26 protein-coding genes are annotated in these 25,157 nt (G+C 69.4%); 3 read left to right on the top strand and 23 right to left on the bottom strand.

Annotated elements, in window-relative coordinates; all coding sequences use genetic code 11:
• Nucleotides 1–10 precede the first annotated feature (10 nt).
• The 16 genes from nuoN to FR742_RS39830 all read right to left on the bottom strand — a co-directional run bounded on the left by nuoN (nt 11) and on the right by FR742_RS39830 (nt 17,428).
• On the bottom strand, nt 11–1,597 hold the full coding sequence (gene nuoN / locus FR742_RS39905; protein WP_148036382.1) for an NADH-quinone oxidoreductase subunit NuoN: 1,587 nt from the start codon (nt 1,595–1,597) through the stop codon (nt 11–13).
• Nucleotides 1,594–3,159, bottom strand: a complete 1,566-nt coding sequence (locus FR742_RS39900; RefSeq protein ID WP_148036381.1) for an NADH-quinone oxidoreductase subunit M — start codon at nt 3,157–3,159, stop codon at nt 1,594–1,596. The genes nuoN and FR742_RS39900 overlap by 4 nt, the downstream gene beginning before the upstream one ends.
• Nucleotides 3,159–4,997: an NADH-quinone oxidoreductase subunit L gene (nuoL, locus tag FR742_RS39895; RefSeq protein WP_187281654.1), complete on the bottom strand. Its 1,839-nt coding sequence runs from the start codon at nt 4,995–4,997 to the stop codon at nt 3,159–3,161. Before nuoL ends, FR742_RS39900 begins: the two co-directional genes overlap by 1 nt.
• Before the next feature lie 70 nt (nt 4,998–5,067).
• Nucleotides 5,068–5,364 (bottom strand): NADH-quinone oxidoreductase subunit NuoK, encoded by a 297-nt coding sequence (nuoK, locus tag FR742_RS39890; RefSeq protein ID WP_148036380.1) that lies wholly within the window; start codon nt 5,362–5,364, stop codon nt 5,068–5,070.
• Nucleotides 5,361–6,119, bottom strand: coding sequence for an NADH-quinone oxidoreductase subunit J (locus tag FR742_RS39885; RefSeq protein WP_148036379.1), 759 nt, complete (start codon nt 6,117–6,119; stop codon nt 5,361–5,363). Before FR742_RS39885 ends, nuoK begins: the two co-directional genes overlap by 4 nt.
• Nucleotides 6,112–6,627, bottom strand: a complete 516-nt coding sequence (nuoI, locus tag FR742_RS39880) for an NADH-quinone oxidoreductase subunit NuoI (RefSeq protein WP_148036378.1) — start codon at nt 6,625–6,627, stop codon at nt 6,112–6,114. The genes FR742_RS39885 and nuoI overlap by 8 nt, the downstream gene beginning before the upstream one ends.
• The gene (gene nuoH, locus FR742_RS39875; RefSeq protein ID WP_148036377.1) at nt 6,614–7,930 is read right to left on the bottom strand and encodes an NADH-quinone oxidoreductase subunit NuoH; all 1,317 of its coding nucleotides are present in this window, start codon (nt 7,928–7,930) and stop codon (nt 6,614–6,616) included. The genes nuoI and nuoH overlap by 14 nt, the downstream gene beginning before the upstream one ends.
• Entirely contained in the window at nt 7,927–10,311 is a 2,385-nt protein-coding gene (locus tag FR742_RS39870) for an NADH-quinone oxidoreductase subunit G (RefSeq protein ID WP_148036376.1), read from the bottom strand. Before FR742_RS39870 ends, nuoH begins: the two co-directional genes overlap by 4 nt.
• The gene (nuoF, locus tag FR742_RS39865) at nt 10,308–11,597 is read right to left on the bottom strand and encodes an NADH-quinone oxidoreductase subunit NuoF (protein ID WP_148036375.1); all 1,290 of its coding nucleotides are present in this window, start codon (nt 11,595–11,597) and stop codon (nt 10,308–10,310) included. Before nuoF ends, FR742_RS39870 begins: the two co-directional genes overlap by 4 nt.
• Complete coding sequence (gene nuoE / locus FR742_RS39860; RefSeq protein ID WP_148036374.1) at nt 11,594–12,250, bottom strand: NADH-quinone oxidoreductase subunit NuoE; 657 nt, start codon at nt 12,248–12,250, stop codon at nt 11,594–11,596. Before nuoE ends, nuoF begins: the two co-directional genes overlap by 4 nt.
• Nucleotides 12,247–13,572 (bottom strand): NADH-quinone oxidoreductase subunit D, encoded by a 1,326-nt coding sequence (locus FR742_RS39855; protein WP_148036373.1) that lies wholly within the window; start codon nt 13,570–13,572, stop codon nt 12,247–12,249. The genes nuoE and FR742_RS39855 overlap by 4 nt, the downstream gene beginning before the upstream one ends.
• On the bottom strand, nt 13,569–14,273 hold the full coding sequence (locus FR742_RS39850) for an NADH-quinone oxidoreductase subunit C (protein ID WP_148036372.1): 705 nt from the start codon (nt 14,271–14,273) through the stop codon (nt 13,569–13,571). Before FR742_RS39850 ends, FR742_RS39855 begins: the two co-directional genes overlap by 4 nt.
• On the bottom strand, nt 14,270–14,821 hold the full coding sequence (locus tag FR742_RS39845) for an NADH-quinone oxidoreductase subunit B family protein (RefSeq protein ID WP_148036371.1): 552 nt from the start codon (nt 14,819–14,821) through the stop codon (nt 14,270–14,272). The genes FR742_RS39850 and FR742_RS39845 overlap by 4 nt, the downstream gene beginning before the upstream one ends.
• Nucleotide 14,822: 1 nt before the next feature.
• Nucleotides 14,823–15,218 (bottom strand): NADH-quinone oxidoreductase subunit A, encoded by a 396-nt coding sequence (locus FR742_RS39840; protein ID WP_148036370.1) that lies wholly within the window; start codon nt 15,216–15,218, stop codon nt 14,823–14,825.
• Between the two features lie 76 nt (nt 15,219–15,294).
• Nucleotides 15,295–16,551: a geranylgeranyl reductase family protein gene (locus FR742_RS39835; protein WP_148036369.1), complete on the bottom strand. Its 1,257-nt coding sequence runs from the start codon at nt 16,549–16,551 to the stop codon at nt 15,295–15,297.
• Between the two features lie 148 nt (nt 16,552–16,699).
• Complete coding sequence (locus FR742_RS39830; protein WP_148036368.1) at nt 16,700–17,428, bottom strand: demethylmenaquinone methyltransferase; 729 nt, start codon at nt 17,426–17,428, stop codon at nt 16,700–16,702.
• A 78-nt stretch (nt 17,429–17,506) separates the two neighbouring features.
• Between FR742_RS39830 and FR742_RS39825 the strand changes: the two genes are divergently transcribed.
• Complete coding sequence (locus FR742_RS39825; protein ID WP_187281592.1) at nt 17,507–18,712, top strand: hypothetical protein; 1,206 nt, start codon at nt 17,507–17,509, stop codon at nt 18,710–18,712.
• On the opposite strand, the gene FR742_RS39820 is transcribed toward FR742_RS39825, so the two are convergent.
• Complete coding sequence (locus FR742_RS39820; protein WP_148036367.1) at nt 18,709–18,927, bottom strand: DUF4229 domain-containing protein; 219 nt, start codon at nt 18,925–18,927, stop codon at nt 18,709–18,711. The two genes, FR742_RS39825 and FR742_RS39820, sit on opposite strands and share 4 nt — an antisense overlap.
• A gap of 257 nt (nt 18,928–19,184) precedes the next feature.
• Between FR742_RS39820 and FR742_RS39815 the strand changes: the two genes are divergently transcribed.
• Nucleotides 19,185–19,406, top strand: a complete 222-nt coding sequence (locus tag FR742_RS39815) for a BldC family transcriptional regulator (RefSeq protein WP_026214226.1) — start codon at nt 19,185–19,187, stop codon at nt 19,404–19,406.
• Nucleotides 19,407–19,596: 190 nt separating this feature from the next.
• Here FR742_RS39815 and FR742_RS39810 read toward each other — a convergent pair whose 3' ends face one another.
• A complete protein-coding gene (locus tag FR742_RS39810) occupies nt 19,597–19,839 on the bottom strand; it encodes a hypothetical protein (protein WP_148036366.1) in 243 nt (80 codons plus the stop codon).
• A gap of 10 nt (nt 19,840–19,849) precedes the next feature.
• The gene (locus tag FR742_RS39805) at nt 19,850–20,845 is read right to left on the bottom strand and encodes a hypothetical protein (protein WP_148036365.1); all 996 of its coding nucleotides are present in this window, start codon (nt 20,843–20,845) and stop codon (nt 19,850–19,852) included.
• Between the two features lie 118 nt (nt 20,846–20,963).
• Here FR742_RS39805 and FR742_RS39800 point away from each other — a divergent pair, with 118 nt between their 5' ends.
• On the top strand, nt 20,964–21,260 hold the full coding sequence (locus tag FR742_RS39800; protein WP_148036364.1) for a PLD nuclease N-terminal domain-containing protein: 297 nt from the start codon (nt 20,964–20,966) through the stop codon (nt 21,258–21,260).
• 95 nt (nt 21,261–21,355) lie between these two features.
• Here FR742_RS39800 and ccsA read toward each other — a convergent pair whose 3' ends face one another.
• From ccsA to FR742_RS39780, 4 genes are read right to left on the bottom strand one after another with little or no spacing between them, the layout of a single operon-like run.
• On the bottom strand, nt 21,356–22,324 hold the full coding sequence (gene ccsA / locus FR742_RS39795; protein WP_148036363.1) for a cytochrome c biogenesis protein CcsA: 969 nt from the start codon (nt 22,322–22,324) through the stop codon (nt 21,356–21,358).
• Nucleotides 22,314–23,870: a cytochrome c biogenesis protein ResB gene (locus FR742_RS39790; protein ID WP_148036362.1), complete on the bottom strand. Its 1,557-nt coding sequence runs from the start codon at nt 23,868–23,870 to the stop codon at nt 22,314–22,316. Before FR742_RS39790 ends, ccsA begins: the two co-directional genes overlap by 11 nt.
• Nucleotides 23,870–24,592 carry a cytochrome c biogenesis CcdA family protein gene (locus FR742_RS39785; RefSeq protein WP_148036361.1) on the bottom strand — a complete coding sequence of 241 codons (723 nt, stop codon included), beginning with the start codon at nt 24,590–24,592 and terminating at the stop codon, nt 23,870–23,872. Before FR742_RS39785 ends, FR742_RS39790 begins: the two co-directional genes overlap by 1 nt.
• The gene (locus FR742_RS39780; protein ID WP_148036360.1) at nt 24,585–25,151 is read right to left on the bottom strand and encodes a TlpA disulfide reductase family protein; all 567 of its coding nucleotides are present in this window, start codon (nt 25,149–25,151) and stop codon (nt 24,585–24,587) included. The genes FR742_RS39785 and FR742_RS39780 overlap by 8 nt, the downstream gene beginning before the upstream one ends.
• Nucleotides 25,152–25,157: the final 6 nt, after the last annotated feature.

Genomic DNA, 25,157 nt, shown 5'->3' with positions numbered 1-25,157 from the left:
ATGTTTCCCCTTATCTAATGAAAAGGCTGGAAGCAGCCGTGTTGGCGAGCTGGAGCACGGGCTCCGGGAACACCCCGACTCCTACGGTAACCAGCAGCGAGAGCGTGATGACGGTCACAGTGCCCGTACTCGGCACCGCGATGGCCGGGCCGTCGGCCGCCGGCTCGTTGAAGAACATCAGCACGATCACGCGGACGTAGAAGAACGCCGCGATCGCCGAGGCGATGACGCCCACCACGACCAGCCCGGTCATCCAGGCGCCCAGCGAGTCGCCGGCCTCCTGGCCGCTCCCGATGGCCGCCGTGAACAGCGCGTACTTGCCGAAGAACCCGCTGGTGAGCGGGATCCCGGCGAAGGCCAGCAGGAAGAAGGCGAACACCCCGGACAGGATCGGCGCCCGCTTGCCCAGGCCCGCCCAGCGCGACAGGTGGTTGGCCTCGCCGCCGGGGTCGCGCACGAGCGTGACGATGGCGAACGCGCCCACGGTCGCGACACCGTACACCAGCAGGTAGAAGAGGATCGCCTGCAGCGAGACGGCGTTGCCCGCCCCGGTGTCGTACGTCGCCAGCACGCCCACCAGCAGGAAGCCGGCGTGCGCGATGGAGGAGTAGGCGAGCATCCGCTTGATGTCGGTCTGCGTGATGGCGATCACGGCGCCGACCATCATCGTCAGCGCGGCGACGACCCACAGCACCGGACGCCAGTTCCAGTCGAGGTTGCCCAGGCCGACCCAGAACACCCGCAGCAGCGCGCCGACGGCCGACACGAGCGTGCCGGAGGCCATGAGCGCGGTGATCGGCGTCGGCGCGCCCTGGTAGACGTCCGGCTTCCACGCCTGGAACGGGGCCGCACCGATCTTGAACAGCAGGCCGACGCCGAGCAGCGAGAACCCGAGCAGCAGCAGCGGGTCGAGCAGCGCGCCCTGCGCCATCGCCTGGCTGATTCCGGCGAAGGACACGGTGCCGGCGTAGCCGTAGACCATGGCGGCGCCGTACAGGAAGAACGCCGAGGAGAACGCGCCGAGCAGGAAGTACTTCATCGACGCCTCCTGCGACAGCAGGCGGCGCCGGCGGGCCAGGCCGCACAGCAGGTAGAGCGGCAGGGACATGACTTCCAGGCCGACGAACATCGTCAGCAGGTCGTTCGCGGCGGGGAACATGAGCATGCCGCCCACCGCGAACAGCGCCAGCGGGTAGACCTCGGTGTGCTCGTGGCCGGCCCGCTCGGCCCCCTCCTCGTCGGCGCTGCCCGGCACGGACGCGGCCGAGGCGACGAAGTGGCCCTCGTCGTTGATCAGCAGCACGCAGACGGCGGACAGGACGAGGATGACGCCCCAGATGAACAGCGTGGGCCCGTCGATGGCGAGCGCGCCCATGGCGACCGGCGCGGTCGGCAGGTCACCCCTGACGACCTGCACGATGACCAGCGCGAACGCGCCGATCAGGGAGAGCAGGGTGAGCGGCACCTGGAACGACTTGCGCAGGTAGCGAGGCGCGAACGCCTCCACGAGCACGCCGAGGATCGCCGCGCCGAAGACCAACAGCAGCGGCGCCAGCGTGGCGTACTCGATCGTCGGGAACTCGATGGTCGGGTTCACTGCCCGGCTCCCTTCTCAGCGACGCCCGGGTTGTGCACCTGGACGTTGACCAGGGTGGAGGTCACGGCCGGGTTGATCACGTCCAGCAGCGGCTTGGGGAAGAACCCGAAGCCGATGATCAGCGCGACGAGCGGCGCCAGGACCCACACCTCGCGGGCGTTCAGGTCCTTGAACGCCTTGACCGGCTCGGCGGTGGGGCCGTTCAGCGCCCGCTGCACCATCCACAGGATGTAGACGGCGGCCAGGATGACGGCCAGCGCGGAGACGATCGCCGCCGCGGCCAGCGCGCCGGAGCCGAACGCCTCGCTGGAGTAGGTGCCGATCATCACCATGAACTCGCTGACGAACGACGACAGCCCCGGCAGGGAGAGCCCGGCCAGACCGGCGACCAGGAAGAAGCCGGCGAGCACCGGCGTGACCTTCTGGACGCCGCCGTAGTCGGCGATGTGCGGCGAGCCGCGCCTGGCGATGAGGAACCCTGCCGCCAGGAACAGCGCCCCGGTCGCGAAGCCGTGGTTGACCATGTAGAGCGCGGCCCCGGCCTGGGCGACCTGGGACATCGCGAACACGCCCATGACGATGAACCCGAAGTGGGAGATCGACGTGTAGGCGATGAGCCGCTTCATGTCGGTCTGCCCGATGGCCACGATCGCGCCGTAGATGATGCTGATGACCGCGAGCACGATGATCGGCGTGGTGAACGCCTTGGCCGCGTCCGGGAACAGCTCCAGGCAGAAGCGGAGCATGCCGAACGTGCCCACCTTGTCGAGCACGCCGACCAGCAGCACCGCGGCGCCGGCGGGCGCCTGGGCCGCCGCGTCGGGCAGCCAGGTGTGCACCGGCCAGAGCGGCGCCTTGATGGCGAAGGCGATGAAGAACCCGGCGAACAGCCACTTCTGCGTGGCCGGGTCCTGGATGGCGCCGACGAGCTCGGGGAACATGAACGTCCCCTGGCCCGCGACCACGTACAGCCCGATGACCGCGACCAGCATGAGCAGGCCGCCGAAGAGCGAGTACAGCAGGAACTTGACGGCCGCGTAGGACCGCTGGGCCCCGCCGTACGACCCGATCATGAAGTACATCGGGATCAGCATGGCTTCGAAGAAGACGTAGAACAGGAAGACGTCGGTCGCCGCGAAGACGCCGATCATCATCGCCTCGAGCACGAGCAGCAGCGAGAAGTACGTCTTCACCGAGCGCTTGGGCGCGACCACGGTGCCGTCGGCGGCCTTGACCCCGTCGGCGTCGTGCCAGGAGGCCAGCACCACGATCGGCACCAGCACCGCAGACAGCGCGATCAGCACCAGCGCGATGCCGTCGACGCCGACGCCGAAGTGCACCCCGAAGCTCGGGATCCAGTCGTACGTGGCCTCGAACTTGAAGCGCTCGCCGGCGGCGTTCGGGAACTGGAACGCCATCACCAGCGTCAGGGCCAGCACCACCAGGGAGACCAGCAGGGTGACCTGCTTGGCCAGGGTGGTGCTGCCCTTCGGGAGCAGGGCCACCACGATGGCGCCCAGGACGGGCACCGCCATGAGTATCGGGAGCCAGAGTGACGACATCAGATGTTCCCTACGAGGAGCAGGGCGCCGGTGAGGACGGCGGCACCGAACAGGATGGACAGCGCGTAGGTTCTGGCGAAGCCCGTCTGGAGCCTGCGCAGGCGCCCGGAGCTGCCGCCGATTCCCGCGGCCAGCCCGTTGACCACGCCGTCGATGCCGCGGTTGTCGAAGAACACCGCGAGGCGGGTCAGCCACTGGCCGGGACGCATGATCAGCGACTCGTTGATCGCGTCACCGTACAGGTCGCGCCGGGCGAACGTGGTGAGGAACGAGCCGCGCGGCTGCACGGCGGGCACCTCGGCGCGCCCGTACTTGTACCAGGCGAACGCCGCGCCGACCGCGACCAGCGCCAGCGTGGCGAGGCCGGTGGTGCTGGTGAAGTGGAACTCCGGCCTCGCAGCGGGAGCGCCGACCGCGGGGGCCAGCCAGTCCATGAGCCGGTTGCTCAGGATCAGGTAGCCGCCCAGGAAGATCGACCCGATCGACAGCACGATGAGCGGCACCGTCATGACGGTCGGCGACTCGTGCGGGTGGGCGTCCTTCTCCCAGCGCTTCTCGCCGAAGAAGGTCATGAAGACCATCCGCGACATGTAGAAGCCGGTGATGCCGGCGCCGGCCACGGCCAGCCAGCCGAGGATCGGCTGCGCGTGCACCGCGGTCTCGATGATGCCTTCCTTGGTGAAGTAGCCGGAAAGCAGCGGGAACCCGATGATCGCCAGGTAGCCGATGAAGAACGTGGCGAAGGTGACCGGCATGTACGTGCGGAGCCCGCCGTACTTGCGCATGTTCACCTCGTCGTTCATGCCGTGCATGACCGAGCCGGCGCCGAGGAACAGGTCGGCCTTGAAGAAGCCGTGCGTGATCAGGTGGCCGATGGCGAAGGCGTAGCCCACCGGGCCGAGACCCGCGCCCAGCATCATGTAGCCGATCTGCGACATCGTGGAGCCGGCGAGGCCCTTCTTGATGTCGTCCTTCGCGCACCCGATGATCGCACCGGCCAGCAGCGTGGCCGCACCGACGACGGCGACGGCGAGTGCCGCGCCCGACCCCTCCGGGAAGAAGAACGCGCCGGAGCGGACCACCAGGTAGACGCCGGCGGTGACCATGGTCGCCGCGTGGATGAGGGCCGAGACCGGGGTCGGGCCCTCCATCGCGTCCAGGAGCCACGACTGCAGCGGGAGCTGGGCGGACTTGCCGCACGCGCCGAGCAGCAGGAGCAGGCCGATGGCCAGCGTGGTCGGGTTCTCCGCCGTGATGGGCTTCAGCTCGGCGAAGGCGAGCGTGCCGAACGTGGTCCAGATCAGGAACATGCCGACCAGCAGCCCGAAGTCACCCACGCGGTTGACCACGAACGCCTTCTTGGCCGCGACCGCGGCCGACGGCTTGAACTGCCAGAACCCGATCAGCAGGTAGGACGCCAGGCCGACGCCCTCCCAGCCGATGAACAGGCCGACATAGTTGTCGGCCAGCACCAGCAGGAGCATGGCCGCGACGAACAGGTTCAGGTAGGCGAAGAACCTGCGCCGGTCGGGGTCGTGCGACATGTAGCCGATCGAGTAGATGTGGATCAGCGATCCGACACCGGTGATCAGCAGCGCGAAAGCGATCGACAGGGGGTCGATGAGCAACCCCATGTCCACCATGCCCGGGATGAACTCCCACAGGTGCACCGCCTGGCGGCGCTGCGCCTCGGGGAGCCCGAGCAGTTCGACGAACGCCAGCACCGCCACGACGAACGAGGCGAGGGACATGGCCACGCCCAGCAGATGGCCCCACCGGTTGGTGTAGCGGTTGAACACCAGCAGGATGGTCGCCCCCACCAAGGGGAAGGCGATCATCAGCCAGGACAGCCCGATCACGCCACCGGTGGTGTGCTGGATGATCTCAACGGGATCCACCAGTCACCTCTTAGTACTTCAGCAGGTTCGCGTCGTCGACGGACGCGGACCTGCGGGTTCGGAAGATCGTCACGATGATGGCCAGGCCGACCACGACCTCGGCCGCGGCCACCACCATCACGAAGAACGCGACGATCTGGCCTTCCAGGTTGCCGACCTGCCTGGCGAACGTGACGAAGGCGAGGTTGCAGGCGTTGAGCATGAGCTCAATGCACATGAACACCACGATCGCGTTGCGCCGGATCAGCACGCCGACCGCGCCGATCGAGAACAGCAGGCCCGACAGGATGAGGTAATTCGTGGTCACTCGGACTCCTCCTCGGCCCGTTGCCGGATGGCCTCGGCGAACTTCGGGTCCTTAGGCAGCCGGTCCTGCTCGACGTCGTAGCGGGCGATGTACGGGTTGACCGACTCCTCGGAGACCGAGCCGTCGGGCAGCAGCGCCGGCATGTCGACCGCGTTGTTCCTGGCGTACGTGCCGGGCCCCGGCAGCGGCGTCGGCCGGTCGCCGAGGAAGCGCGCCTTGGACAGGTCCTTCTGCGTGGCCTTCTTGGCGACCCGCTCGCGGTGCGCCAGCACCATCGCGGCGAGCGCGGCGGTGATGAGCAGCGCCGAGGTGACCTCGAACGCGAACACGTACTTGGTGAACAGCAGCAGCGCGATCGAGCGGATGTATCCGCCCTGCGCGGTGGCGGCGGCGAGCCCCGCCTGCGAGCTGAAGACCGCGTTGCCGAGGGCCAGCACGATCAGCCCGGCGAAGCCGATCCCGGCGATGATCGCCCAGAACCGCTGTCCCCGCAGTGTCTCGACCAGCGAGTCGGAGGTGTCGACCCCGACCAGCATGAGCGTGAACAGGAACAGCATCATGACGGCGCCGGTGTAGACGATGATCTGCACCGCGGCCAGGAACGGCGCTTCCTGCACCGCGTACAGGACCGCCAGGCAGAGCATCACGGTGCCGAGCATCAGCGCCGAGTAGACGGCCTTCCGGTTGAAGACCACGCCGAGAGCCGCGCCGACGGACACGACGGCGAGCACCCAGAAAGTGATGGTCTCACCCATTGGTCCGTCCCAGCCGGTAGTAGTCCTCTTCCGTCTCGCCCAGGCGCATCGGGTGCGGCGGCTGCTCCATGCCCTGCGTGAGCGGGGCCAGGAGCATCTCCTTGGTGAAGATCAGTGCCTCACGGCTGCCGTCGGCGAGTTCGTACTCGTTGGTCATCGTGAGCGCCCGGGTCGGGCACGCCTCGATGCACAGCCCGCAGAGGATGCACCGCAGGTAGTTGATCTGGTACGTGCGCCCGTAACGCTCGCCCGGAGAGTAGCGCTCGTCCTCGGTGTTGTCCGCGCCTTCGACGTAGATCGCGTCGGCCGGACACGCCCAGGCGCACAGCTCGCACCCCACGCACTTCTCCAGGCCGTCGGGCCAGCGGTTGAGCTGGTGGCGACCGTGGAAGCGAGGAGCCGTCGGCTTCTTGACCTCCGGGTAGTTGGTCGTGACGGGCTTCTTGAACATCGTGTGGAAGGTGACCCCGAAGCCCTTGACGGGGTTCAGCCAATCAGTTAGTCCCACTGGGAATCTCCTTGTGCTGCGCCCCGTGGTAGTGCGGCAGATCAAGCGGCGGCACAGGGAAGCCACCGGCTGCCGGCTCCTTGGACAGTTCCTCGAACTCGGCCTCGACCTCCGCCTTCTTGGCTTCCTTGCGCCGTTGGTTGACGGTGTCGAACCGCATCCAGATCGCCAGCGCGCCGATCACGATGATCACGCCCATCCCCGCGGAGAGGTAGATGTCGCCGTCGAAGGTGCCGTTGCGGACGAAGATCACGTTGCGCACGGCCGCGACGAGCAGGATCCACGCCAGGTTGACCGGGATCAGCACCTTCCAGCCGAGCGACATCAGCTGGTCGTAGCGGATGCGCGGCAGCGAGGCCCGCACCCACACGATGAAGCAGAACACCAGGATGAACTTGATGATGAACCACAGCACCGGCAACCAGCCGACGTTGGCGCCCTCCCACAGCGAGATGGGGAACGGCGCCCGCCAGCCGCCGAGGAACAGCGTCACGGCGATGCCGGAGGCGGTGAAGGTGTGGACGTACTCGCCCATCATGATCAGCGCGAACTTCAGCGACGAGGAGTACTCCGTCTGGAAGCCGCCGACCAGCTCACCCTCACTCTCGGGCAGGTCGAACGGGATGCGGGCCGCCTCGCCGAACATGGTGACCACGTAGATCAGGAACGACGGGATGAGCAGCACCGCGAACCAGGTCTGCTGCTGCGCCGCGACGATCTCCGAGGTGGACAGCGTGCCGGCGAACAGGAAGATGGCCACGAACGACAGGCCCATCGCGATCTCGTACGAGACCACCTGGGCCGCCGAGCGCAGACCGCCGAGCAGCGCGTACGGCGAGCGCGAGGACCATCCGGCGAGCACCACGCCGTAGACCGACACGGCGCCCATGGCGAGCACGAACAGCACCGCCACCGGCAGGTCGAGCAGCTGCAGCGGCGTCTGCACGCCGAACAGGTTGACCATCGGCCCGAACGGCATGACGGAGAAGGCCAGGAAGGCCGGCACCACCATGATGATCGGGGCCATCAGGTAGAGCGCCTTGTCCACCGTCCGCGGGGTCAGGTCCTCCTTGAGCCCCATCTTCAGGCCGTCGGCGACGGACTGCAGGATGCCGAACTTGCCCGCGCGGTTCGGGCCGTAGCGGTGCTGCATCCTGGAGATCAGCTTCCGCTCGAACCAGACGCCGAGCAGGATGCCGACCATGATGAAGGCGAAGAGCATCACGGCCTTGATGATGGTGATCCAGAGCGGGTCCTTGCCGAAGTCGGCAAGGGTCGGATCGGCCGCGAGAACGTAGGTCATGAGGCGCTCCCGATCGTGACGATGTCGCCGGCCACCGCGCCCAGATCGCGGGTGACCGAGCAGCCGCCCGAGTTCGACGGCACCCAGACCACGCGGTCCGGCAGGTCGGCGATGCGGACGGGCAGCGTGACGGCGGTGGGGCCGGCCCCGCCGACGACGACCTTGTCACCGTCGGCGACGCCGATCTCCGCCGCCGTGCTCGCCGAGACCAGCGCCTCGGCCGCGCGGGCGGTGCCCGCGAGGTACGGCTCGCCGTCCTGCAGACGGCCGTCGTCGAGCAGCAGGTGCCAGGTCGCCAGCAGGGCCTGGCCCGCGGCGGGCGCGGGCAGGGCGCGGGTGGCGACGGACGGGGCGGCGACGCGGTCGCCGCGCCAGGCGCCGATCGACGTCAGCTCGCGGCGGGCGGCCTGCGCGTCGGGCAGCCCCAGGTGGACGTCCATCCGGTCGGCGAGGTTGCCGATCACGGCCAGGTCGCTCTGCATGCCGGGCACCTTGATCGGCGCCTCGAACGAGCGACCCCTGCCTTCCCAGTTGACGAACGTGCCGGCCTTCTCCTGGACGGCGGCGACCGGCAGCACCACGTCCGCCCGGTCGGTGACCGCGCTCGCGCGGATCTCCAGGCTGACGATGAACGGCATCCGCTCCAGCGCCTCCAGCGCCAGCGCCGGGTCCGGCAGGTCGTACGGGTCGACCCCGGCCACGACCAGGGCGTCGAGCTCGCCGTCACGGGCGGCGGCGAGGATGCCCGAGGTGTCGAGGCCCGGCGTCTCCGGCAGCGAGGCGACGCCCCACGCCCTGGCGACCTCGGCCCTGGCGGTGGCGTCCTCGACCGGCCGGCCGATCGGCAGCAGGTTGGGCAGCGCGCCCGCCTCGACGGCGCCGCGCTCACCGGCCCGGCGCGGGATCCAGGCGACCCTGGCCCCCGAGGCGGCCAGCCGCACCAGGGCGGACAGCGCGCCGGGGACCGTGGCCAGCCGCTCGCCGGCCAGCACGATCGTGCCCTCGGCCAGCGTGCCGGCGAGCTCGCCGAGCGCGTCGGCCTCGCCGCCGGGAGCGGTGCGGACGAGCGTGCCGCCCATCTTGGCCAGGCTCTTGGTGGCGAACGGGGCGATCGAGGTGACCGGGAGCCCCCGCTTGCGCCACGCCTTGCGCAGCCGCAGGAAGACGCTCGGCGACTCCTCCTCGGGCTCGAACCCGGCGAGCACCACGGCGGGCGCGTTCTCCAGGTCGGTGAAGGAGATCTCGATGCCGGTGCCGGCGACCGCGTGCGCGAGGAAGCGGGCCTCCTCGGCGGAGTGCGGCCGGGCACGGAAGTCGATGTCGTTGCTGCCGAGCGCGATGCGGGCGAACTTGGCGTAGGCGTAGGCGTCCTCGACCGTGAGCCGGCCGCCGAGCAGCACGCCCGCCTTGCCGCGGGCGGCGGCCAGGCCCTGCGCGGCCACGCTCAGCGCCTCCGGCCACGAGGTGGGCACGAGCACGCCCTCCTCGTCGCGGACCAGCGGCGTCCGGAGCCGGTCGGGCTGGGTGGCGTAGGTGAACGCCCAGCGGCCCTTGTCGCAGTTCCACTCCTCGTTGACCTGCGGGTCGTTGCCCGCCAGGCGGCGGGTGACCTTGCCGCGCCGGTGGTCGGTGCGCTGCGCGCAGCCGGAGGCGCAGTGTTCGCACGCGCTCGGCGTGGACACCAGGTCGAACGGGCGGGCCCGGAACCGGTAGGCGGCGCCGGTCAGCGCGCCCACCGGGCAGATCTGCACCGTGTTGCCGGAGAAGTAGGACTGGAACGGCTCGCCGTCGGCCACGCCGACCTGCTCCTTGGCGCCCCGCTCGAAGAAGTCGATGAACGGGTCGCCGGCGATCTGGTCGGAGAACCGGATGCAGCGCGCGCACTGGATGCAGCGCTCGCGGTCGAGCAGCACCTGGGTCGAGAGCGGCAGCGGCTTGGCGAAGGTCCGCTTCTTCTCCTGGAAGCGGGACTCGCCCTGGCCGTTGGACATGGCCTGGTTCTGCAGCGGGCACTCGCCGCCCTTGTCGCACATCGGGCAGTCGAGCGGGTGGTTGATGAGCAGGAACTCCATCGCCCCGCGCTGCGCCTTCTCGGCGACCGGCGAGGTGAGCTGGGTCTGCACCACCATGCCCTGGGCGACCTCGATCGCGCAGGACGGCTGCGGCTTCGGGAAGCCGCGGCCGTTGCCGGCGTCGGGGATGTCGACCAGGCACTGACGGCAGTTGGCCGCCGGGTCGAGCAGCGGGTGGTCGCAGAACCTGGGGATCTGGATGCCCAGCAGCTCGGCCGCCCGGATGATCAGCGTGCCCTTGGGGACGCTGATCTGGAACCCGTCGATCGTGCAGGTCACCAGGTTGGTCTCTACAGCGGTCGTGGTCACCGGTCACCCCACAGAGTGGACTTCTTCGGGTCGAACGGGCAGCCGCCGACCTCGAAGTGCTTGAGGTACTCCTCGCGGAAGTACTTCACAGACGAGTGGATCGGGCTGGTCGCGCCGTCGCCGAGCGCGCAGAACGAGCGGCCGAGGATGTTGTCCGCGATGTCGGTGATCGTGGACAGGTCCTCCTCGGTGCCCTGGCCGGCCTCCAGGCGCTTGAGCACCTGCTTGAGCCAGTAGGTGCCCTCGCGGCACGGCGTGCACTTGCCGCACGACTCGTGGGCGTAGAACTCCGTCCAGCGCAGCACGGTGCGGACCACGCAGGTGGTCTCGTCGAAGATCTGCAGCGCGCGGGTGCCGAGCATGGAGCCCTTCGCGCCGACGGCCTCGAAGTCCAGCGGGACGTCGAGGTGCTCGTCGGTGAAGATCGGCGTGGACGAGCCGCCGGGGGTCCAGAACTTGATCCGGTGCCCCTCGCGGATGCCGCCCGCCATGTCGAGCAGTTCGCGCAGCGTGATGCCGAGCGGCGCCTCGAACTGGCCGGGCCGCGTGACGTGGCCGCTCAGCGAGAAGATGCCGAAGCCCTTGGACTTCTCGGTGCCCATGGAGGCGAACCAGTCGGCGCCGTTGGCGATGATGCTGGGAACACTCGCCACAGACTCCACGTTGTTCACAACAGTCGGCGAGGCGTACAGCCCCGCCACCGCCGGGAACGGAGGCTTGAGACGCGGTTGACCCCTGAAGCCCTCCAGCGAGTCGAGCAGCGCGGTCTCCTCGCCGCAGATGTAGGCGCCCGCGCCGCTGTGCACGACGAGCTCCAGGTCGTAGCCGGAGCCGAAGACGTCGGTGCCGAGATAACCCTTCTCGTACGCCTCGCGCACGGCCGCGTGCAGCCGCCTGATCACGTGCAGCACCTCGCCCCGCACGTAGATGAAGGCGTGGTTGGCCCGGATCGCGTACGAGGTGATGATGACACCCTCGATCAGCGAGTGCGGGTTGGCCATCATCAGCGGGATGTCCTTGCAGGTGCCCGGCTCCGACTCGTCGGCGTTGACGACGAGATAGTGGGGCTTGCCGTCGCCCTGCGGGATGAAGCCCCACTTCATTCCGGTGGGGAAGCCAGCGCCGCCGCGGCCGCGCAGACCCGAGTCCTTGACGGCCTGGATGACGGCGTCGGGGTCCATGCCCAGCGCCTTCTTGGCGGCCTCGTACGGGCCGTAGCCGTCGATGGTGAAGGAGTCGGGCCTGTCCCAGCTCGCGGTCAGGACCGGAGTAAGGGTAGTACTCATGCCTCTGGGGCCTTCCATCCGTTGGCCTTGGCGACCTTCAGGCCTTCCAGCGAGGCGCCGGCGGCCGAGGGGCCTTCGCCCGCCTGGTCGTCGGGCAGCCCGGCCAGCACGCGCGAGGCCTCCTTGAACGAGCACAGCCGCTTCGGCCCGCGGGTCGGGCGGATGTCCTTGCCGTCGCGCAGGTCGTCGACGAGCTGCTTGGCCGACTCGGGGGTCTGGTTGTCGAAGAACTCCCAGTTGACCATCATGACCGGGGCGAAGTCGCAGGCCGCGTTGCACTCCAGGCGCTCCAGCGAGACCTTGCCGTCAGGGGTGGTCTCGTCGTGGCCGATGCCGGTGTGCTCGGTCAGCTGCTCCCAGATCTCGTCGCCGCCCATGACCGCGCAGAGCGCGTTGATGCACACGCCGACGTGGTAGTCGCCGGCCGGCTTGCGCTTGTACATCGTGTAGAACGTCGACACGCCGACGACCTCGGCCTTGCTGACGCCGAGGATCTCCGCGCAGAACTCGTGGCCGTCGTCGGAGACGTAGCCGTCTTCCGACTGCACGAGGTGGAGCAGCGGCAGCAGCGCCGAACGAGCCTTCGGGTAGCGGCCGATGATCTCCTTGGCGTCCTTCTCCAGACGCTCCCGGACTTCCGGTGCGTAGCTCACCGGTCCACACCTCCCATGACGGGGTCGATTGATGCCACCGCGGCGATCACGTCTGCGACCTGCCCGCCCTCCGACATGGCGGGGATGGCCTGCAGGTTGTTGAAGGACGGCTCGCGGAAGTGGACGCGGTAGGGGCGGGTGCCGCCGTCGCTGACGACGAGCGCGCCGAGCTCGCCCTTGGGCGACTCGATCGGCGCGTACGCCTGCCCGGCGGGCACCCGGAAGCCCTCGGTCACCAGCTTGAAGTGGTGGATGAGGGCCTCCATCGAGCTGCCCATGATGTGCGCGATGTGGTCGGGCGAGTTGCCGAGCCCGTCGGGGCCGAGCGCGAGCTGCGCCGGCCAGCCGATCTTCTTGTCCTCGATCATCACCGGGTCGCCCTTGAGCGGACCGGCGATGCGGTCCAGAGCCTGCTCGATGATCTTGAGGGACTCTTCCATCTCCTGCATGCGGACGAGGTAGCGGGAGTACACGTCGCAGCCCTTCTGGACCGCGACGTCGAACTCGTAGGTCTCGTAGCCGCAGTAGGGCTGCGTCTTGCGCAGGTCCCACGGCAGGCCCGAGGCCCGCAGGATCGGCCCGGTGATGCCGAGCGCCATGCAGCCGGTCAGGTCGAGGTAGGCCACGTCCTGGGTGCGGCGCAGGTAGACGGGGTTCTCGTCGAGGAGCTTGCGGATGTCCTTGATCCGCTTGGGCATCTCCTTGAGGAGCTCGCCGACCTTGTCCACCGCGCCCGCGGGCAGGTCGACGCTCACGCCGCCGGGCCGCACGTAGGCGTGGTTCATGCGCAGGCCGGTGATGTACTCGAACAGGTCCATGACCATCTCGCGGTCACGGTAGCCGAACAGGAAGGGCGTGGTGGCGCCCAGCTCCATGCCGAACGTGCCCATCGCGACCAGGTGAGAGGAGATGCGGTTGAGCTCCATCATCATCACGCGGATCGCCTGGGCCCGGTCGGGCACCCGGTCCTCGATGCCCAGCAGCTTCTCGACGCTCAGGCAGTAGGCCGTCTCGTTGAAGATCGGCGACAGGTAGTCCATGCGAGTGACGAACGTGGTCCCCTGGGTCCACGTGCGGTACTCCATGTTCTTCTCGATGCCGGTGTGGAGGTAGCCGATGACGCTGCGCGCCTCGGTGACCGTCTCGCCGTCGAGGGTGAGGACCAGCCGGAGCACGCCGTGGGTCGACGGGTGCTGCGGGCCCATGTTGACGACCAGGCGCTCGTCGTCGCCCTCGCGGACGCCGGTGACGACGTCGTCCCAGTCGCCCCCGGTGACCGAGTAGACCTTGCCTTCTGTCGCCTCGTCGTAGGCGGTGCTCATGAGTATGACCTCCTGTGATCCGGCGAGGGGATCGTGGCGCCGCGGTACTCGACCGGGATGCCGCCCAGCGGGTAGTCCTTGCGCTGCGGGTGGCCGTCCCAGTCGTCGGGCATCATGATCCGGGTCAGCGCGGGGTGACCGTCGTAGACGATCCCGAAGAAGTCGTACGCCTCGCGCTCGTGCCAGTCGTGGGTCGGGTAGACGCCGACGGTCGACGGGATGTGCGGGTCGGCGTCGGGGCAGCTCGTCTCGACGCGCACCCGGCGGTTGTGGGTCATCGAGCACAGGTGGATGAGGGAGTGCAGCTCCTCGCCCTCGAGGTGCGGGTAGTGCACCCCGGAGACGCCGAGCGACAGCTCGAAGCGGAGCTCCGGGTCGTCGCGGAGCTTCTGGCACACCTCGACCAGCCGCTCCCGCTTGACGTGCAGGGTCAGCTCGCCGCGGTCGACGACCACGCGCTCGATGGCGTCGTCCATGCCGAGGGCGTCGACGATCTCGTCGAAGTAGCCCCCGTACGGGCGCGGGGTGGACAGCCGCGGCTGGCGGCGGACGACCAGCCCGCCGAAGCCGGAGGTGTCGCCGGAGTCGTGGACGCCGAACATGCCGCGCCGGACGACGGGCGCCTCGACCGGCTCCGGCGCCTGTGCCTCGTCGGGCACCTTCGCGTCGGGGACCTCGGGGAGGTTGTCGGGCGAAGTCACTTGGTCGCCCCCTGGTCGATCAGCGGCAGCGTACGGAGCGCCCGCAGTTCGAGGTCCTCGATCTGCTGGGCGCGGTGCGCGCCGAACTTCATGTTCTGGATCTTGTCGTGCAGCTTGACGATCGCGTCGATGAGCATCTCCGGCCGCGGCGGGCAGCCCGGCAGGTAGATGTCGACGGGCACGACGTGGTCGACGCCCTGGACGATCGCGTAGTTGTTGAACATGCCGCCGCTGGAGGCGCACACGCCCATCGCGATGACCCACTTGGGCTCGGCCATCTGGTCGTAGATCTGCCGCAGCACCGGCGCCATCTTCTGCGACACCCGGCCGGCGACGATCATCAGGTCGGCCTGCCGCGGAGTCGCCGAAGCGCGCTCCATGCCGAAGCGCGCGAGGTCGTAGTGGGAGGCGCCGGTCGCCATCAGCTCGATGGCGCAGCAGGCGAGGCCGAACGTGGCCGGCCACACCGAGTTCTTGCGTGCCCAGCCGGCGGCCTGCTCGACCGTGCTGAGGATGAACCCGCTGGGGAGTTTCTCTTCGAGTCCCATGTCAGTCCCACTCCAGACCCTTACGGCGCCATACGTACGCGTAGGCGACCAGGACGGTGACGATGAACAGCAGCATCTCCACGAGCGCGAACACGCCCAGGCCAGAGGCGATCACCTGGCCGGCGTCGTTGGTGAGCGGCGCGAACGAGACGGCCCACGGGTAGAGAAAGATGATCTCGATGTCGAAGACGATGAAGAGCATCGCCGTGACCATGTATTTCAGCGGGAACCGTCCGCCACCGACTGGCTGGGGCGTCGGCTCGATACCGCATTCGTACGCGTCGAGCTTGGCGCGGTTCCAGCGCTTGGGACCGGTGAAGGGAGCGATGGCGACCGAGAAGATCGCGAAGCCCCCCGCGAGAACGGCGAGCACCAGGATGGGCACGTAAAGGTCCATCGCTACGCCTCCTCTTGCGCCGCCACGCGCTCGGGCGCGCGGCGAGATCTAAGTGTTTGCCGGGTGAGTGTGGGAATCATGCTCGTGGCGCGACTTTCGAGAGTGCGTTGATGATCTTGTCTGACGCATCGCCTCGCCGGTCGGTGAGATTACCAAGGAGTTTGAGCGCGAAGCGCATCAGTCTGGGGTGGGGAAGCCCATGCCTGGTGCCGAAGCTCATCACACCCGGCCTCCCGATCGCTTCGACGAACACCCTGCCCAGGGTGAAGTAGCCGCCGTAGGCGTCCTTGAGCAGGCGCGGATAGTCGCGCAGCAGGCGTTCGCGCTGCGCGGGGGTGGTGCGGGGGGCGAGCGCGCGGGCGATGACCTCGGCGGCGATCTCGCCGGTCTCCATCGCGTAGGCGATGCCCTCGCCGTTGAACGGGTTGATCGACCCGCCGGAGTCGCCGACCAGGACGAGACCGCGGGTGTAGTGGGGCTGCCGGTTGAAGGCCATCGGGAGGGCGGCGCCACGGATCGGGGCCGTCATGTTCTCCTCGGTGAAGCCCCACTCGGCGGGCATGGCCTTGCACCACCGCTTGAGCAGGTCGCGGTAGTCGATGTTGCCGAAGTGGGAGCTGGTGTTGAGCAGCCCGAGCCCCACGTTGGCGGTGCCGTCGCCGACGCCGAACACCCAGCCGTAGCCGGGCAGCAGCGTCTCCTCGTCCCACAGCTCCAGCCAGGTCTCGAGGTAGTCGTCGTCGTGGCGGGGACTCGTGAAGTAGGTGCGCACCGCCACGCCCATCGGACGGTCCTCGCGCTTGTGCAGGCCCATGCCGAGGGCCAGGCGGGTGCTGTTGCCGTCGGCGGCCACCACCACGCGGGCGCGGTAGGTCGCGCCGTCCTTGGTGGTCACGCCGGTGACGTGGCCGCTGCGGTCGTCGAGCACCGGGCCGGTGACGGTGACGCCCTGCATCAGGCGCGCGCCGGCCGCCTCCGCGTGGGCGGCGAGTATCTGGTCGAAGTCCTGGCGGGTGCGGACGAGGCCGAAGTCGGGGAAGCGCTCCAGCTGGGGCCAGTCGAGCTCGAACCGCAGGCCGCCGCCGACCACGCGCAGGCCCTTGTTCCTGACCCAGCCGGGGGCGTCGACGTCGACGCCCATGTTGAGCAGCTGCTTGACGGCGCGCGGGGTCAGGCCGTCGCCGCAGACCTTCTCCCTGGGGAACCGGGTCTTCTCCAGCACGAGCACGTCGAGGCCGGCCCGCGCGAGGTAGAAGGCGGTCGCGGAACCGGCGGGACCGGCGCCGACGACGATGACGTCGGCGTCAGCCTTGCGGGCTGCTGGCACGGTCACGGGCCTGGTCCTGTCCTACAACGGGGTGTTATCCGGGCGTGGTCCTTTGTGAACCTCTTCACAAACTTTCCGGCCCGTCAGTCTAACCCTTTTCCAGGACAAAGTGGCAGCCGGGGGGCCTTCATGACCCAGTAGATCATGTCCGTCGTCACGCTTCCGGGACGGACGGCTTGAAGCCCCGGTGAATGGCCACGATGCCGCAGGTCAGGTTGCGCCAGGCGACGCGCCCCCAGCCGGCTTCCTGAATCGTACGCGCCAGCCTCCGCTGGTCGGGCCAGTCTCTGATCGACTCCGCCAGATACTCGTAGGAGTCGTCGTTGGAGCCGAACACCTGGGCCACCTTGGGCAGCATCCTCATCAGATACTCGCGGTAGAGCAGATCCAGCACCGGCACGGTGACGTGGGAGAACTCCATGACCACCAGCCGCCCTCCCGGCCTGGTCACCCTGAGCATCTCGCGCAGCGCCTGGCCGGTGTCGTGCACGTTGCGCAGCGCGACCGAGATCGTCACCGCGTCGAACGAGTCGTCGGCGAACGGCAGCCGCATCGCGTCGCCGGCGACGAACGGGATCCCCTCGCCGGTCAGCGCGTTGCCGCCGCGGCGCCGTACGCCCACCCGGAGCATGCCGAGCGAGAAGTCGGAGGCGATCGCCCGCGCGCCCAGCCCGGTGAAGGACTCGGTGGACATGCCCGTGCCGGCTCCGAGGTCGAGCACGACCTCGCCGGGACCGGCGTCGACGGCCTGGGCCACCGCCTTGCGCCACAGCCTGACCTGCCCGAGGGAGATCACGTCGTTGACCAGGTCGTAGCGCCGGGCGGTGCGGTCGAACATCGCCGCGACCTCCCCCGGCTTCTTGTCCAGTTGAGCGCGCGTCATGGAGTCAAGCCTATGGCCAACCCGACAATTGACGGAAAGTAGCCACGAGATTACTTACCGTCTGCTAAGAATTGCTGAATGCTTGCCCGAGTCGCCCTGGCGGCGATCATCGCAGCGGCCCCCACCGCGCATTCCGGCGTGGTCTCGGCCGACCCTGTCGACAGCACCCCTCACGTGCTCGACGGCATCGTCCACTCCATCACCGTCGTCGGCGGCACCGTCGTCGTCGGCGGCTCCTTCAGCGAGGTGGCCGACGCGTCCAGGACCGTGAGGTACGCACGCGACAACCTGTTCGCCTACGACCTGCGGACCGGCCGCGTGCTGACCGACTTCTCCCCCGACGTGGGAGGAACGGTCCACAGCCTGGCCCCCGGCCCGGACGGCACGGTCTACGTGGGCGGCGACTTCTCGGTCGTCGGCGCCACCCCGGCCCGCGCCCTGGCCCGGCTCGACCTGGCCACCGGCCGGCCGGTGAAGTCCTTCAGGCCGCGCGTGTCCGGCGGCGCTGTCACCACGCTCGCGCTGCGCGGCTCCCACCTCTACGCGGGCGGCGACTTCACCCGCCCGCGTGCCGCCCTGGCCCGGCTGGACGCCGCCACCGGCGCGGTCGACGCGGACTTCGGCGTCGTCCCCGGCGAGCCGCTCACCAGGAAGGTCAGGGTGCACGCCCTGGCTCTGACCAAGGACCGGCTGGTGGTCGACGGCAACTTCACCACCCTCGACGGGCACTCGCGCCCGCAGCTCGGCGTCGTGGACGTGAGCCGCCCCGTGGCCAGGGTCGCCCCGTGGCGCACCGGCGTCTACGCTGGCACGTGCATGGAGGCGTTCCCCTGGTACGTGCGCGGCCTGGACGTCTCACCGGACGGCCGCTACTTCGTGGTCGTGACCACCGGCGGCCCGCGCCGCGGCATGTGCGACACCGCCGCCCGGTTCGAGACGTACGCGAGCGGCAAGGACCTCGAACCCACCTGGACCAACAGCACCGGCGGCGACTCGCTCTACTCGGTGTCGGTCACCGGCGCGGCCGTGTACGTGGGCGGCCACCAGCGCTGGCTGAACAATCCGCAGGGCCGCGACTCCGCAGGTCCGGGGGCGGTGCCGCGCGAGGGCATCGGGGCCATTCATCCGCGCACCGGAAAGGCGCTGAGTTGGAATCCGGGCCGGGAGCGCGGGATCGGCGTGAAGGCGTTTTACGCGCATCCCACAGGACTACTTGTCGGTAGCGACACGACGAGACTCGGTGGGGAGTACCATGCCCGGATTGGCATGTTCCCTCTGCCCTAGTCGTCCTGCGGCTTGGGGCGGTCCAGCTTGTTGCTGAGGCGGGCGCTCACCGCGTCACGCTGCTTGGACAGCAGGACGAAGCTGGCGAATCCGCTGACCAGGAACGCGCCCCCGATCAGGAGCAGGGGGTGCTGCAGCCCAGTCAGCCACAACACGCCGAAGGCAATGACGAACAGGCCGATCCGCGAGGCGGTGTAAACGAGAACGGGATGCACGGTGTCGAGATTACTCGGCCCCTCGCACCGCTCGCTCTTCGCATCGGGCGCGAGCGCTGCTACTGTTCCCAGTTAGGGTGTTTCGTAAAGAAACACCCACGAGAGCCCCAAAGAGGCTCTATCATATAACAATCGGGCAGTCAGCTGATAACAACCCGTGATCTTTGTAGAAAACCACGGATAAATCAGGCTTCGCTCGACACACTAGTTACCTGTCCGCCCGCTGGCAGGAAGCGGGATGCGAGGGGGAGAGATTGGTGGAGAGTAGCAGCGAGCGTCTGCTGACCCCTGGAGAGGTTGCCGCCCTCTTCCGGGTAGACCCAAAGACGGTTACGCGCTGGGCTGCGGCAGGCCGCATCAGCAGTATCCGCACCCCCGGAGGGCACCGGCGTTTCCGCGAGTCGGAAGTGCACGCCCTTCTCCGAGGCGAGGACGTTCTTACGGCCGACAGGCCGGCAGGTGAGTCCCCGCGCGTCTGACGTGCCGTCTGGTCGGTGATCCTGCGAGCCAGGATCACCGAGACGGGACCTCGGTCCGCGTGCTCACTGGTCCAACCCGCGGCGAGCACGGTGAAAGGCGCCAACCGCCGATCGTGGCTGGCGCCTGCCAGGCCGCCGAGCCGCCCCGCCCCGGCGAGACTTCCTGCCCACTCTCCCCACTCCGGCGGACTCAGGTCTCGTCCTGGTCCGCCTTGAACGCCAGGAACTCCCGCTCCAGCGCGTCGTTCTCCTCCACCCAGCGACGCCGGCGCTCGGCGGCCTCCTCCTCGGTCACCGACTCGGGCAGCCATTGGCCGTAGTCGGGGTCGTCCGGCCCGATCTCCACGAAGCCGTTGCCGATCAGACGCCCGTCCTCGCTGGCCAGGCTCCGCGGCACCCTCAGGGTGCCGTCAGCGAGCCGGATGACGTACATGGCCTACCACCTAGATTCCGTAGCGCCTGTTGAAGAACAGCATGACGTCGAGCGCCAGCCGCGTGTTGCCGCCGAGCATGTCCACCAGGGCCGGACGCTGGCGCGCGGCGATCGCGGCGAAGGCGTCGGCGAAGAACTCCTTGCGGCCCAGCCCGCCGCCCTGCCGGTGGAACGCGGACACCAGCAGCGGCTCCACCCGCTCGAACAGCGCCGCGAAGTCCGGCGAGTCGGAGACCCACTCGCCGAACGCCGAGTCGATGTCGTCGATGGCGTGCCCCACCTCGTGCATCATCACGTCGGGCGTCGGCGACGGCCGGTCACCCACCACGATCTTGCGCTCGCCGTACGCGCCTGCGCAGATGTCCCAGGTGGCACGGCCCGACGGCAGCGGCGCGCCACGCAGGTAGCCCATGTCGTCCAGGTCGGGAACGCCGCCGGGGCCGACGTAGATGCCTTCGAGGCCGGCGGCCAGCTTCTCCTTGAGCCGGTCGGGCAGCCTCGCCAGACTCTCCACGGCGCGGACCACCTCGGGGGGCGGCGGGCCCAGCCTGGCGTCCCACTGGCGGTGCAGGATCCGCTCCAGCTTGCCGCAGTGGCGCAGCCCGTCGCCCATCGGCGGCGCGTCGGGGCGGTTGGGCTGCGCCCGGGGTAAGGCGTCCAGGAGCTCGAAGTCGTGCCAGGTGTAGCGCGGCTCCTCGACGACCGCGGCGGACAGCCGCTCGCGTCCCTCCCAGCGGCGCGGCCGGTCCTTGTCACGGTCCTTCTCCGGACGGCGCGAGCGCTCGGGACGCTGGTCCTTCCCCGCGTGCCGGGACCGTTCCGGCTCCGCGGTGTCGCCCATGCCCGGCGGCCTGGCGTCGACCTCACGGGTACGGTTGCCGCGGCGGGCGGACCAGAACGAGCGCTCCGCCTCGGGTGGCGCCTCGGTGCGCCGGGAGAAGAGGTAGGACCCGCGCCGCCACCATCGGCCCCGCCGATGGCGTCCCTTGTCACTGGAAATGGCCATCGCACCTCTCGCCAGCCCGGGGGAACCGGGTTCCACGGTACGACGCAGATCTTCCTTAGTCATCCTGAATGGGACATCAGGTGGCACGATCGGTCTCAAGATGGCTTACAGTTCGGGCATGGCAGGTGTTCTAATCGGCCTGGCTCTTCTGGCCTTCTGGCTGTTCTCGTTGTTCGATGTCATCACGACCCCCGAGGAAGAGGTCCAGCAGTCCCCCAAAGCCGTGTGGTTGATCATCGTCGCCGCGGTCCCCATCGTCGGCGGCGTTTTCTGGATGATGCGCGGCCGTCCCAAGGCCGTCGTCGCGGCACGTCCGGTCGCCGGTGAGGCCGGGGTCATGCCCAAGGGCCCCGACGACGACCCCGACTTCCTGAAGGAGCTCGAGCGCCGCCTCCGCGGCGAGTCCGAGGCCTGACGGGCTCCCCCACACCCCCCCCGCCGACCTCCTCCGACCATAAAAGTGACACCCGGCGCCGCCACCGGGTGTCTTTCCGCTGCCCGCGGTACGCGTCAGCCGACGTCGGCGTAGCTGTGGAGCCCGGAGATGAAGATGTTCACGCCGAACAGGTTGAACAGCAGGCAGGCGAAGGCGACGAGCTGGACGATGGTCGCCTTGTTCCCGCGCCAGCCCGCCGTGACGCGGGCGTGGAGGTAGGCCGCGTAGCCGATCCAGGTGATGAACGACCAGACCTCCTTGGGGTCCCAGCCCCAGTAGCGGCCCCACGCCTTGTCCGCCCAGAGCGCGCCCGCGATGACGGCGAACGTCCACAGCGGGAAGGCCACCACGATGGCCTTGTGCGCGACCTTCTCCAGGTCGTCCTTGGACGGCAGCCGCGACAGCCCGTCACCGCGGATCAGGTAGAGGACACCCGACGCCCCGGCCAGCACGAACATGCCGCTGGCCAGGATCGCGGCCGAGACGTGGATGGCGATCCAGTAGGAGTTGAGCGCCGGCACCACCGGCCCCGCCACCGTGTAGAACTTCAGCACGGCCAGCCCGAGCCCGAGCGCGGCCGAGACCATGACGAAGGCCCCGAGGAAGCGGATGTTCTGCCGCAGGTGGGCGACCAGGAACGCGGTCACGGCGGCGAAGCAGATGGCCACCACGAACTCGTACATGTTGCCCCACGGCCACCGGTCGACGGCCAGGCCGCGCGTGGCGATGGCGGTCAGGTTGGCGGCCCAGCCGAGCCAGGCGATCACCAGGGCGACCGTGCCGGCCTTGCGCGCCCAGGCCGGCGGCTCGGGCCCTTCGGCCACGGCTCCGCCTGACGCCTCCGCGACCTCTCCCGGGTGCGGCGTGTCGCCCTCGGCGCCCACGCCCACCGGAACGCGGGCGCCGCCCCGTACCTGGCGGGTCTCGGCGCGCGCCCGGCCGAACGCGAGCTCGACGGCGAACCCGATCATGGCTGCCAGGTAGAGCAGGACGGCGGCGACCACGAACAGGTCGCTCAGCTCTGCCAGTGTCTCAGCGGACATCCTTGTCTCCTGCTAGTTCCTTGACGATCTCGTCGAACTCCTCGGCGAACCCCGCCGCGGAGCCCTCGGTGCGGGTGAGCCCACCCACGTCGGCCCTGCCGTCCTTGACCCGCACCCACACCCGGCGGCGGCGGATCACGAGCGAGAACACGATGGCGATGGTGGCCGTGCCGGCCGCCAGCAGGGCCGGGAGCCGGCCGGGGTCGTAGGCGATCTGGAGCGTGATCCACTCCTTGACGCCGGTGAACTCCAGCTTGCCCGCCCCGCCGGGCAGCTCCAGCGACTTGCCCACGGCCAGCGGGTCGCCCGCCGCCTCGCCCATCACCAGCGGGTCGAGCTTCTTCATGATCTCGGGCGGGGCGAGCTCGTACACGGACTGCGGCACACCCGAGCGCAGCCCCAGGTCGCCGCTGAACGCGCCGAGAACCTGCACCTCCGGGACGACCGCGCCGGGGAAGGACGAGGCGTGACCGCCGTCCGTGAGCGGCGTGCTGGTCGGCAGGAAACGCAGCAGGAACCCGAGCTGCGACGGCTGGGCGTCGGGCACCTTGACCACGCATCCGGAGGTGAGCGTCGGCTTGTCCTCGATGAGGCACGGCACCGGCCCCTCGAAGGCGACCTGCCCCTCGCCGTCGGTGACCCGGAACTCGGGGGCGTAGCCGTGGCCGATGAGGTAGGTCTGGGTGCCGTTGACGTCGAGCGGCTCGTTGACCTTCAGCTCGTAGTCGCGGGCGGGCGCGCCCGGCGAGTCGTTGACCTTGAGATGGGCGGAGTAGTCGAGCTCCTGGCCCGAGTTGCCGCCGCCCACCTGGTAGGTCGCCTGGAAGTCGCTCAGCTCGAACGCGAACGGCTCCAGCGACTCGGCGTTGACCCGCGGCCCCGGCATGTAGCGGTCGTAGGCGGCGACGGTGTTGGCGAACCCGTCGCCCTCGACCACGAGCACGTTGCCGCGGTAGCCGAACACGGAGCCGATGCCGACGGCCGCCAGCAGGCCGAGCAGCGCGACGTGGAAGAGCAGGTTGCCGGTCTCGCGCAGGTAGCCCTTCTCGGCGGCCACCCAGCCGTCTCCGGTGACCACCCGGAAGCGCAGTTTGCGCAGCCGCCGGGCGGCCTCCTCGACGGTCAGGTCGCTCTCGAAGGCGGCGTGGTGGGGCAGCCTGGACAGGTTGCGCGGCGCGGCGGGCGGCTTGCGGCGCAGCTCGCGCAGGTAGGTGCCGGTGCGCGGGACGATGCAGCCGATCAGCGAGGTGAACAGCAGCAGGTAGATGGCGGCGAACCAGACGGAGCTGAAGACGTCGAAGAGCTGGAACCGGTCGTACCAGACGGCCAGGCCCGGGCTCTCGTCGTAGAGGCGCGCCACCTGGTCGGGCTCGACGCCGCGCTGCGGGATCAGTGAGCCGGGGATGCTGGCCAGCGCGAACAGGAACAGCAGGAGCAGCGCCGTCTTCATCGAGGTGAGCGTGCGCCAGGACCAGCGGAGCCAGCCCGCCGGGCCCAGCCCTGCCCGCTTCGGCTCCTGCTTCCGCTCCAGGTCGGAGACCGTCATCAGATCACCGGCCTGAATCCGCCGATGAGCCCTTGCATGGTCGCGATCATCTCTCCCCACAGGCCGGTGACCAGGGCCACCCCGACGGCCACCATCATGCCGCCGCCGATCCTGGTGATCAGCCGGGAGTGCCGGCGGATGGCGCGGAACGTACGTAGCGCCTTGCTGTAGGCCAGGGCGGCGACGACGAACGGCAGCCCGAGCCCCAGCGCGTAGGCGACGGCCAGCAGCGCGCCGCGCGAGGCGCTGCCCTCGTTCAGCCCGAGCGTGAGCACCACGGCCAGGGTGGGCCCGATGCACGGCGTCCAGCCGAGCCCGAACACCACGCCGAGCAGCGGCGCCCCGGCGAGCCCCGCGGCGGGCAGCCGGTGGATGCGCACGTCGCGCATCAGCTGCGGGAAGACGCCCATGAAGGCCAGCCCGAGCAGGATCGTCAGCACACCGAGCACCCGCGTGATCAGGTCGGCGTTGACCAGCATGGCCTGGCCGAGCTGCCCGAACAGGGCGCCGCTGAGCACGAACACGGCCGCGAACCCGGCCACGAACAGCGTGGTGCCGAGCACCAGCCGCCCCCGCTTGGGATCGTCGCTCATGCCCGTCACGTACGAGAGATAGCCCGGGACCAGCGGCAGCACGCACGGCGACAGGAACGACACCAGCCCCGCCAGCAACGCGATCGGCACGGCCAGCAGCAGGGAGCCGGAGGCGACGACGTCACTCATCGCGCACCTTGAGCACCGCGTTCTTCAGGTCGGTGTAGCGGACCGCGCCGAGCGCCCTGGCCGCGATCCGGCCCTGCTTGTCGATGATGAGCGTGGACGGGATGGCGGCGGGCGGCACCGTGCCCTGGAAGGCCAGGGCGACCTTGCCCGGCTGGTCGTAGATGCTCGGGTAGCCGGTGCCCTCGGTGCGTTCGAAGGCCAGCGCGTCGGCCTTGCGGTCCTTGAAGTCGACGCCGATGAACTCCACGCCGCCGGCCTTGGTCTCGGCCGCGACCTCCTTGAGCACCGGGGCCTCGGCCCGGCAGGGCGCGCACCAGGACGCCCAGAAGTTGATCACGACGACCTTGCCCTGGTGCGCGGCCAGCGAGGCCGTGCCGCCGTCGAGGGTCGGGCCCTCGACCGCCGGCGCGGGCTTGCGGTCGGCGGCCTCGAACACCTGCATCTTCCCGTCGCCCGCGACGAATCGCGTGTCGCCCGCCTGCGGTTGCCCGCTCTGACTGCCGGCGCATCCCGTCACCAGAACGGCGAGGAGGACCAGGGAGATTGACTTGGCGCGCACGGGAGG

This window comes from Nonomuraea sp. C10, assembly GCF_008017515.1.
Lineage (GTDB): Bacteria > Actinomycetota > Actinomycetes > Streptosporangiales > Streptosporangiaceae > Nonomuraea > Nonomuraea ferruginea.
The sequence above is the reverse complement of the archived record's forward strand: the minus strand, read 5'-3'. Positions and strand labels throughout refer to the sequence as shown.

Bases quoted from the DNA above. Each gene is read 5' to 3' on its own strand.
- FR742_RS39845 (WP_148036371.1), bottom strand. From the start codon at position 14,821: ATGGGACTCGAAGAGAAACTCCCCAGCGGGTTCATCCTCAGCACGGTC.
- FR742_RS39790 (WP_148036362.1), bottom strand. From the start codon at position 23,870: ATGACGGTCTCCGACCTGGAGCGGAAGCAGGAGCCGAAGCGGGCAGGG.
- FR742_RS39900 (WP_148036381.1), bottom strand. From the start codon at position 3,159: ATGTCGTCACTCTGGCTCCCGATACTCATGGCGGTGCCCGTCCTGGGC.
- ccsA (WP_148036363.1), bottom strand. From the start codon at position 22,324: ATGTCCGCTGAGACACTGGCAGAGCTGAGCGACCTGTTCGTGGTCGCC.
- FR742_RS39825 (WP_187281592.1), top strand. From the start codon at position 17,507: ATGCTTGCCCGAGTCGCCCTGGCGGCGATCATCGCAGCGGCCCCCACC.
- FR742_RS39885 (WP_148036379.1), bottom strand. From the start codon at position 6,119: ATGGGTGAGACCATCACTTTCTGGGTGCTCGCCGTCGTGTCCGTCGGC.
- FR742_RS39785 (WP_148036361.1), bottom strand. From the start codon at position 24,592: ATGAGTGACGTCGTCGCCTCCGGCTCCCTGCTGCTGGCCGTGCCGATC.
- nuoF (WP_148036375.1), bottom strand. From the start codon at position 11,597: ATGAGTACTACCCTTACTCCGGTCCTGACCGCGAGCTGGGACAGGCCC.
- FR742_RS39805 (WP_148036365.1), bottom strand. From the start codon at position 20,845: ATGGCCATTTCCAGTGACAAGGGACGCCATCGGCGGGGCCGATGGTGG.
- FR742_RS39800 (WP_148036364.1), top strand. From the start codon at position 20,964: ATGGCAGGTGTTCTAATCGGCCTGGCTCTTCTGGCCTTCTGGCTGTTC.
- FR742_RS39810 (WP_148036366.1), bottom strand. From the start codon at position 19,839: ATGTACGTCATCCGGCTCGCTGACGGCACCCTGAGGGTGCCGCGGAGC.
- nuoL (WP_187281654.1), bottom strand. From the start codon at position 4,997: ATGATCGCCTTCCCCTTGGTGGGGGCGACCATCCTGCTGGTGTTCAAC.
- FR742_RS39855 (WP_148036373.1), bottom strand. From the start codon at position 13,572: ATGAGCACCGCCTACGACGAGGCGACAGAAGGCAAGGTCTACTCGGTC.
- FR742_RS39830 (WP_148036368.1), bottom strand. From the start codon at position 17,428: ATGACGCGCGCTCAACTGGACAAGAAGCCGGGGGAGGTCGCGGCGATG.
- nuoH (WP_148036377.1), bottom strand. From the start codon at position 7,930: ATGACCTACGTTCTCGCGGCCGATCCGACCCTTGCCGACTTCGGCAAG.
- FR742_RS39840 (WP_148036370.1), bottom strand. From the start codon at position 15,218: ATGGACCTTTACGTGCCCATCCTGGTGCTCGCCGTTCTCGCGGGGGGC.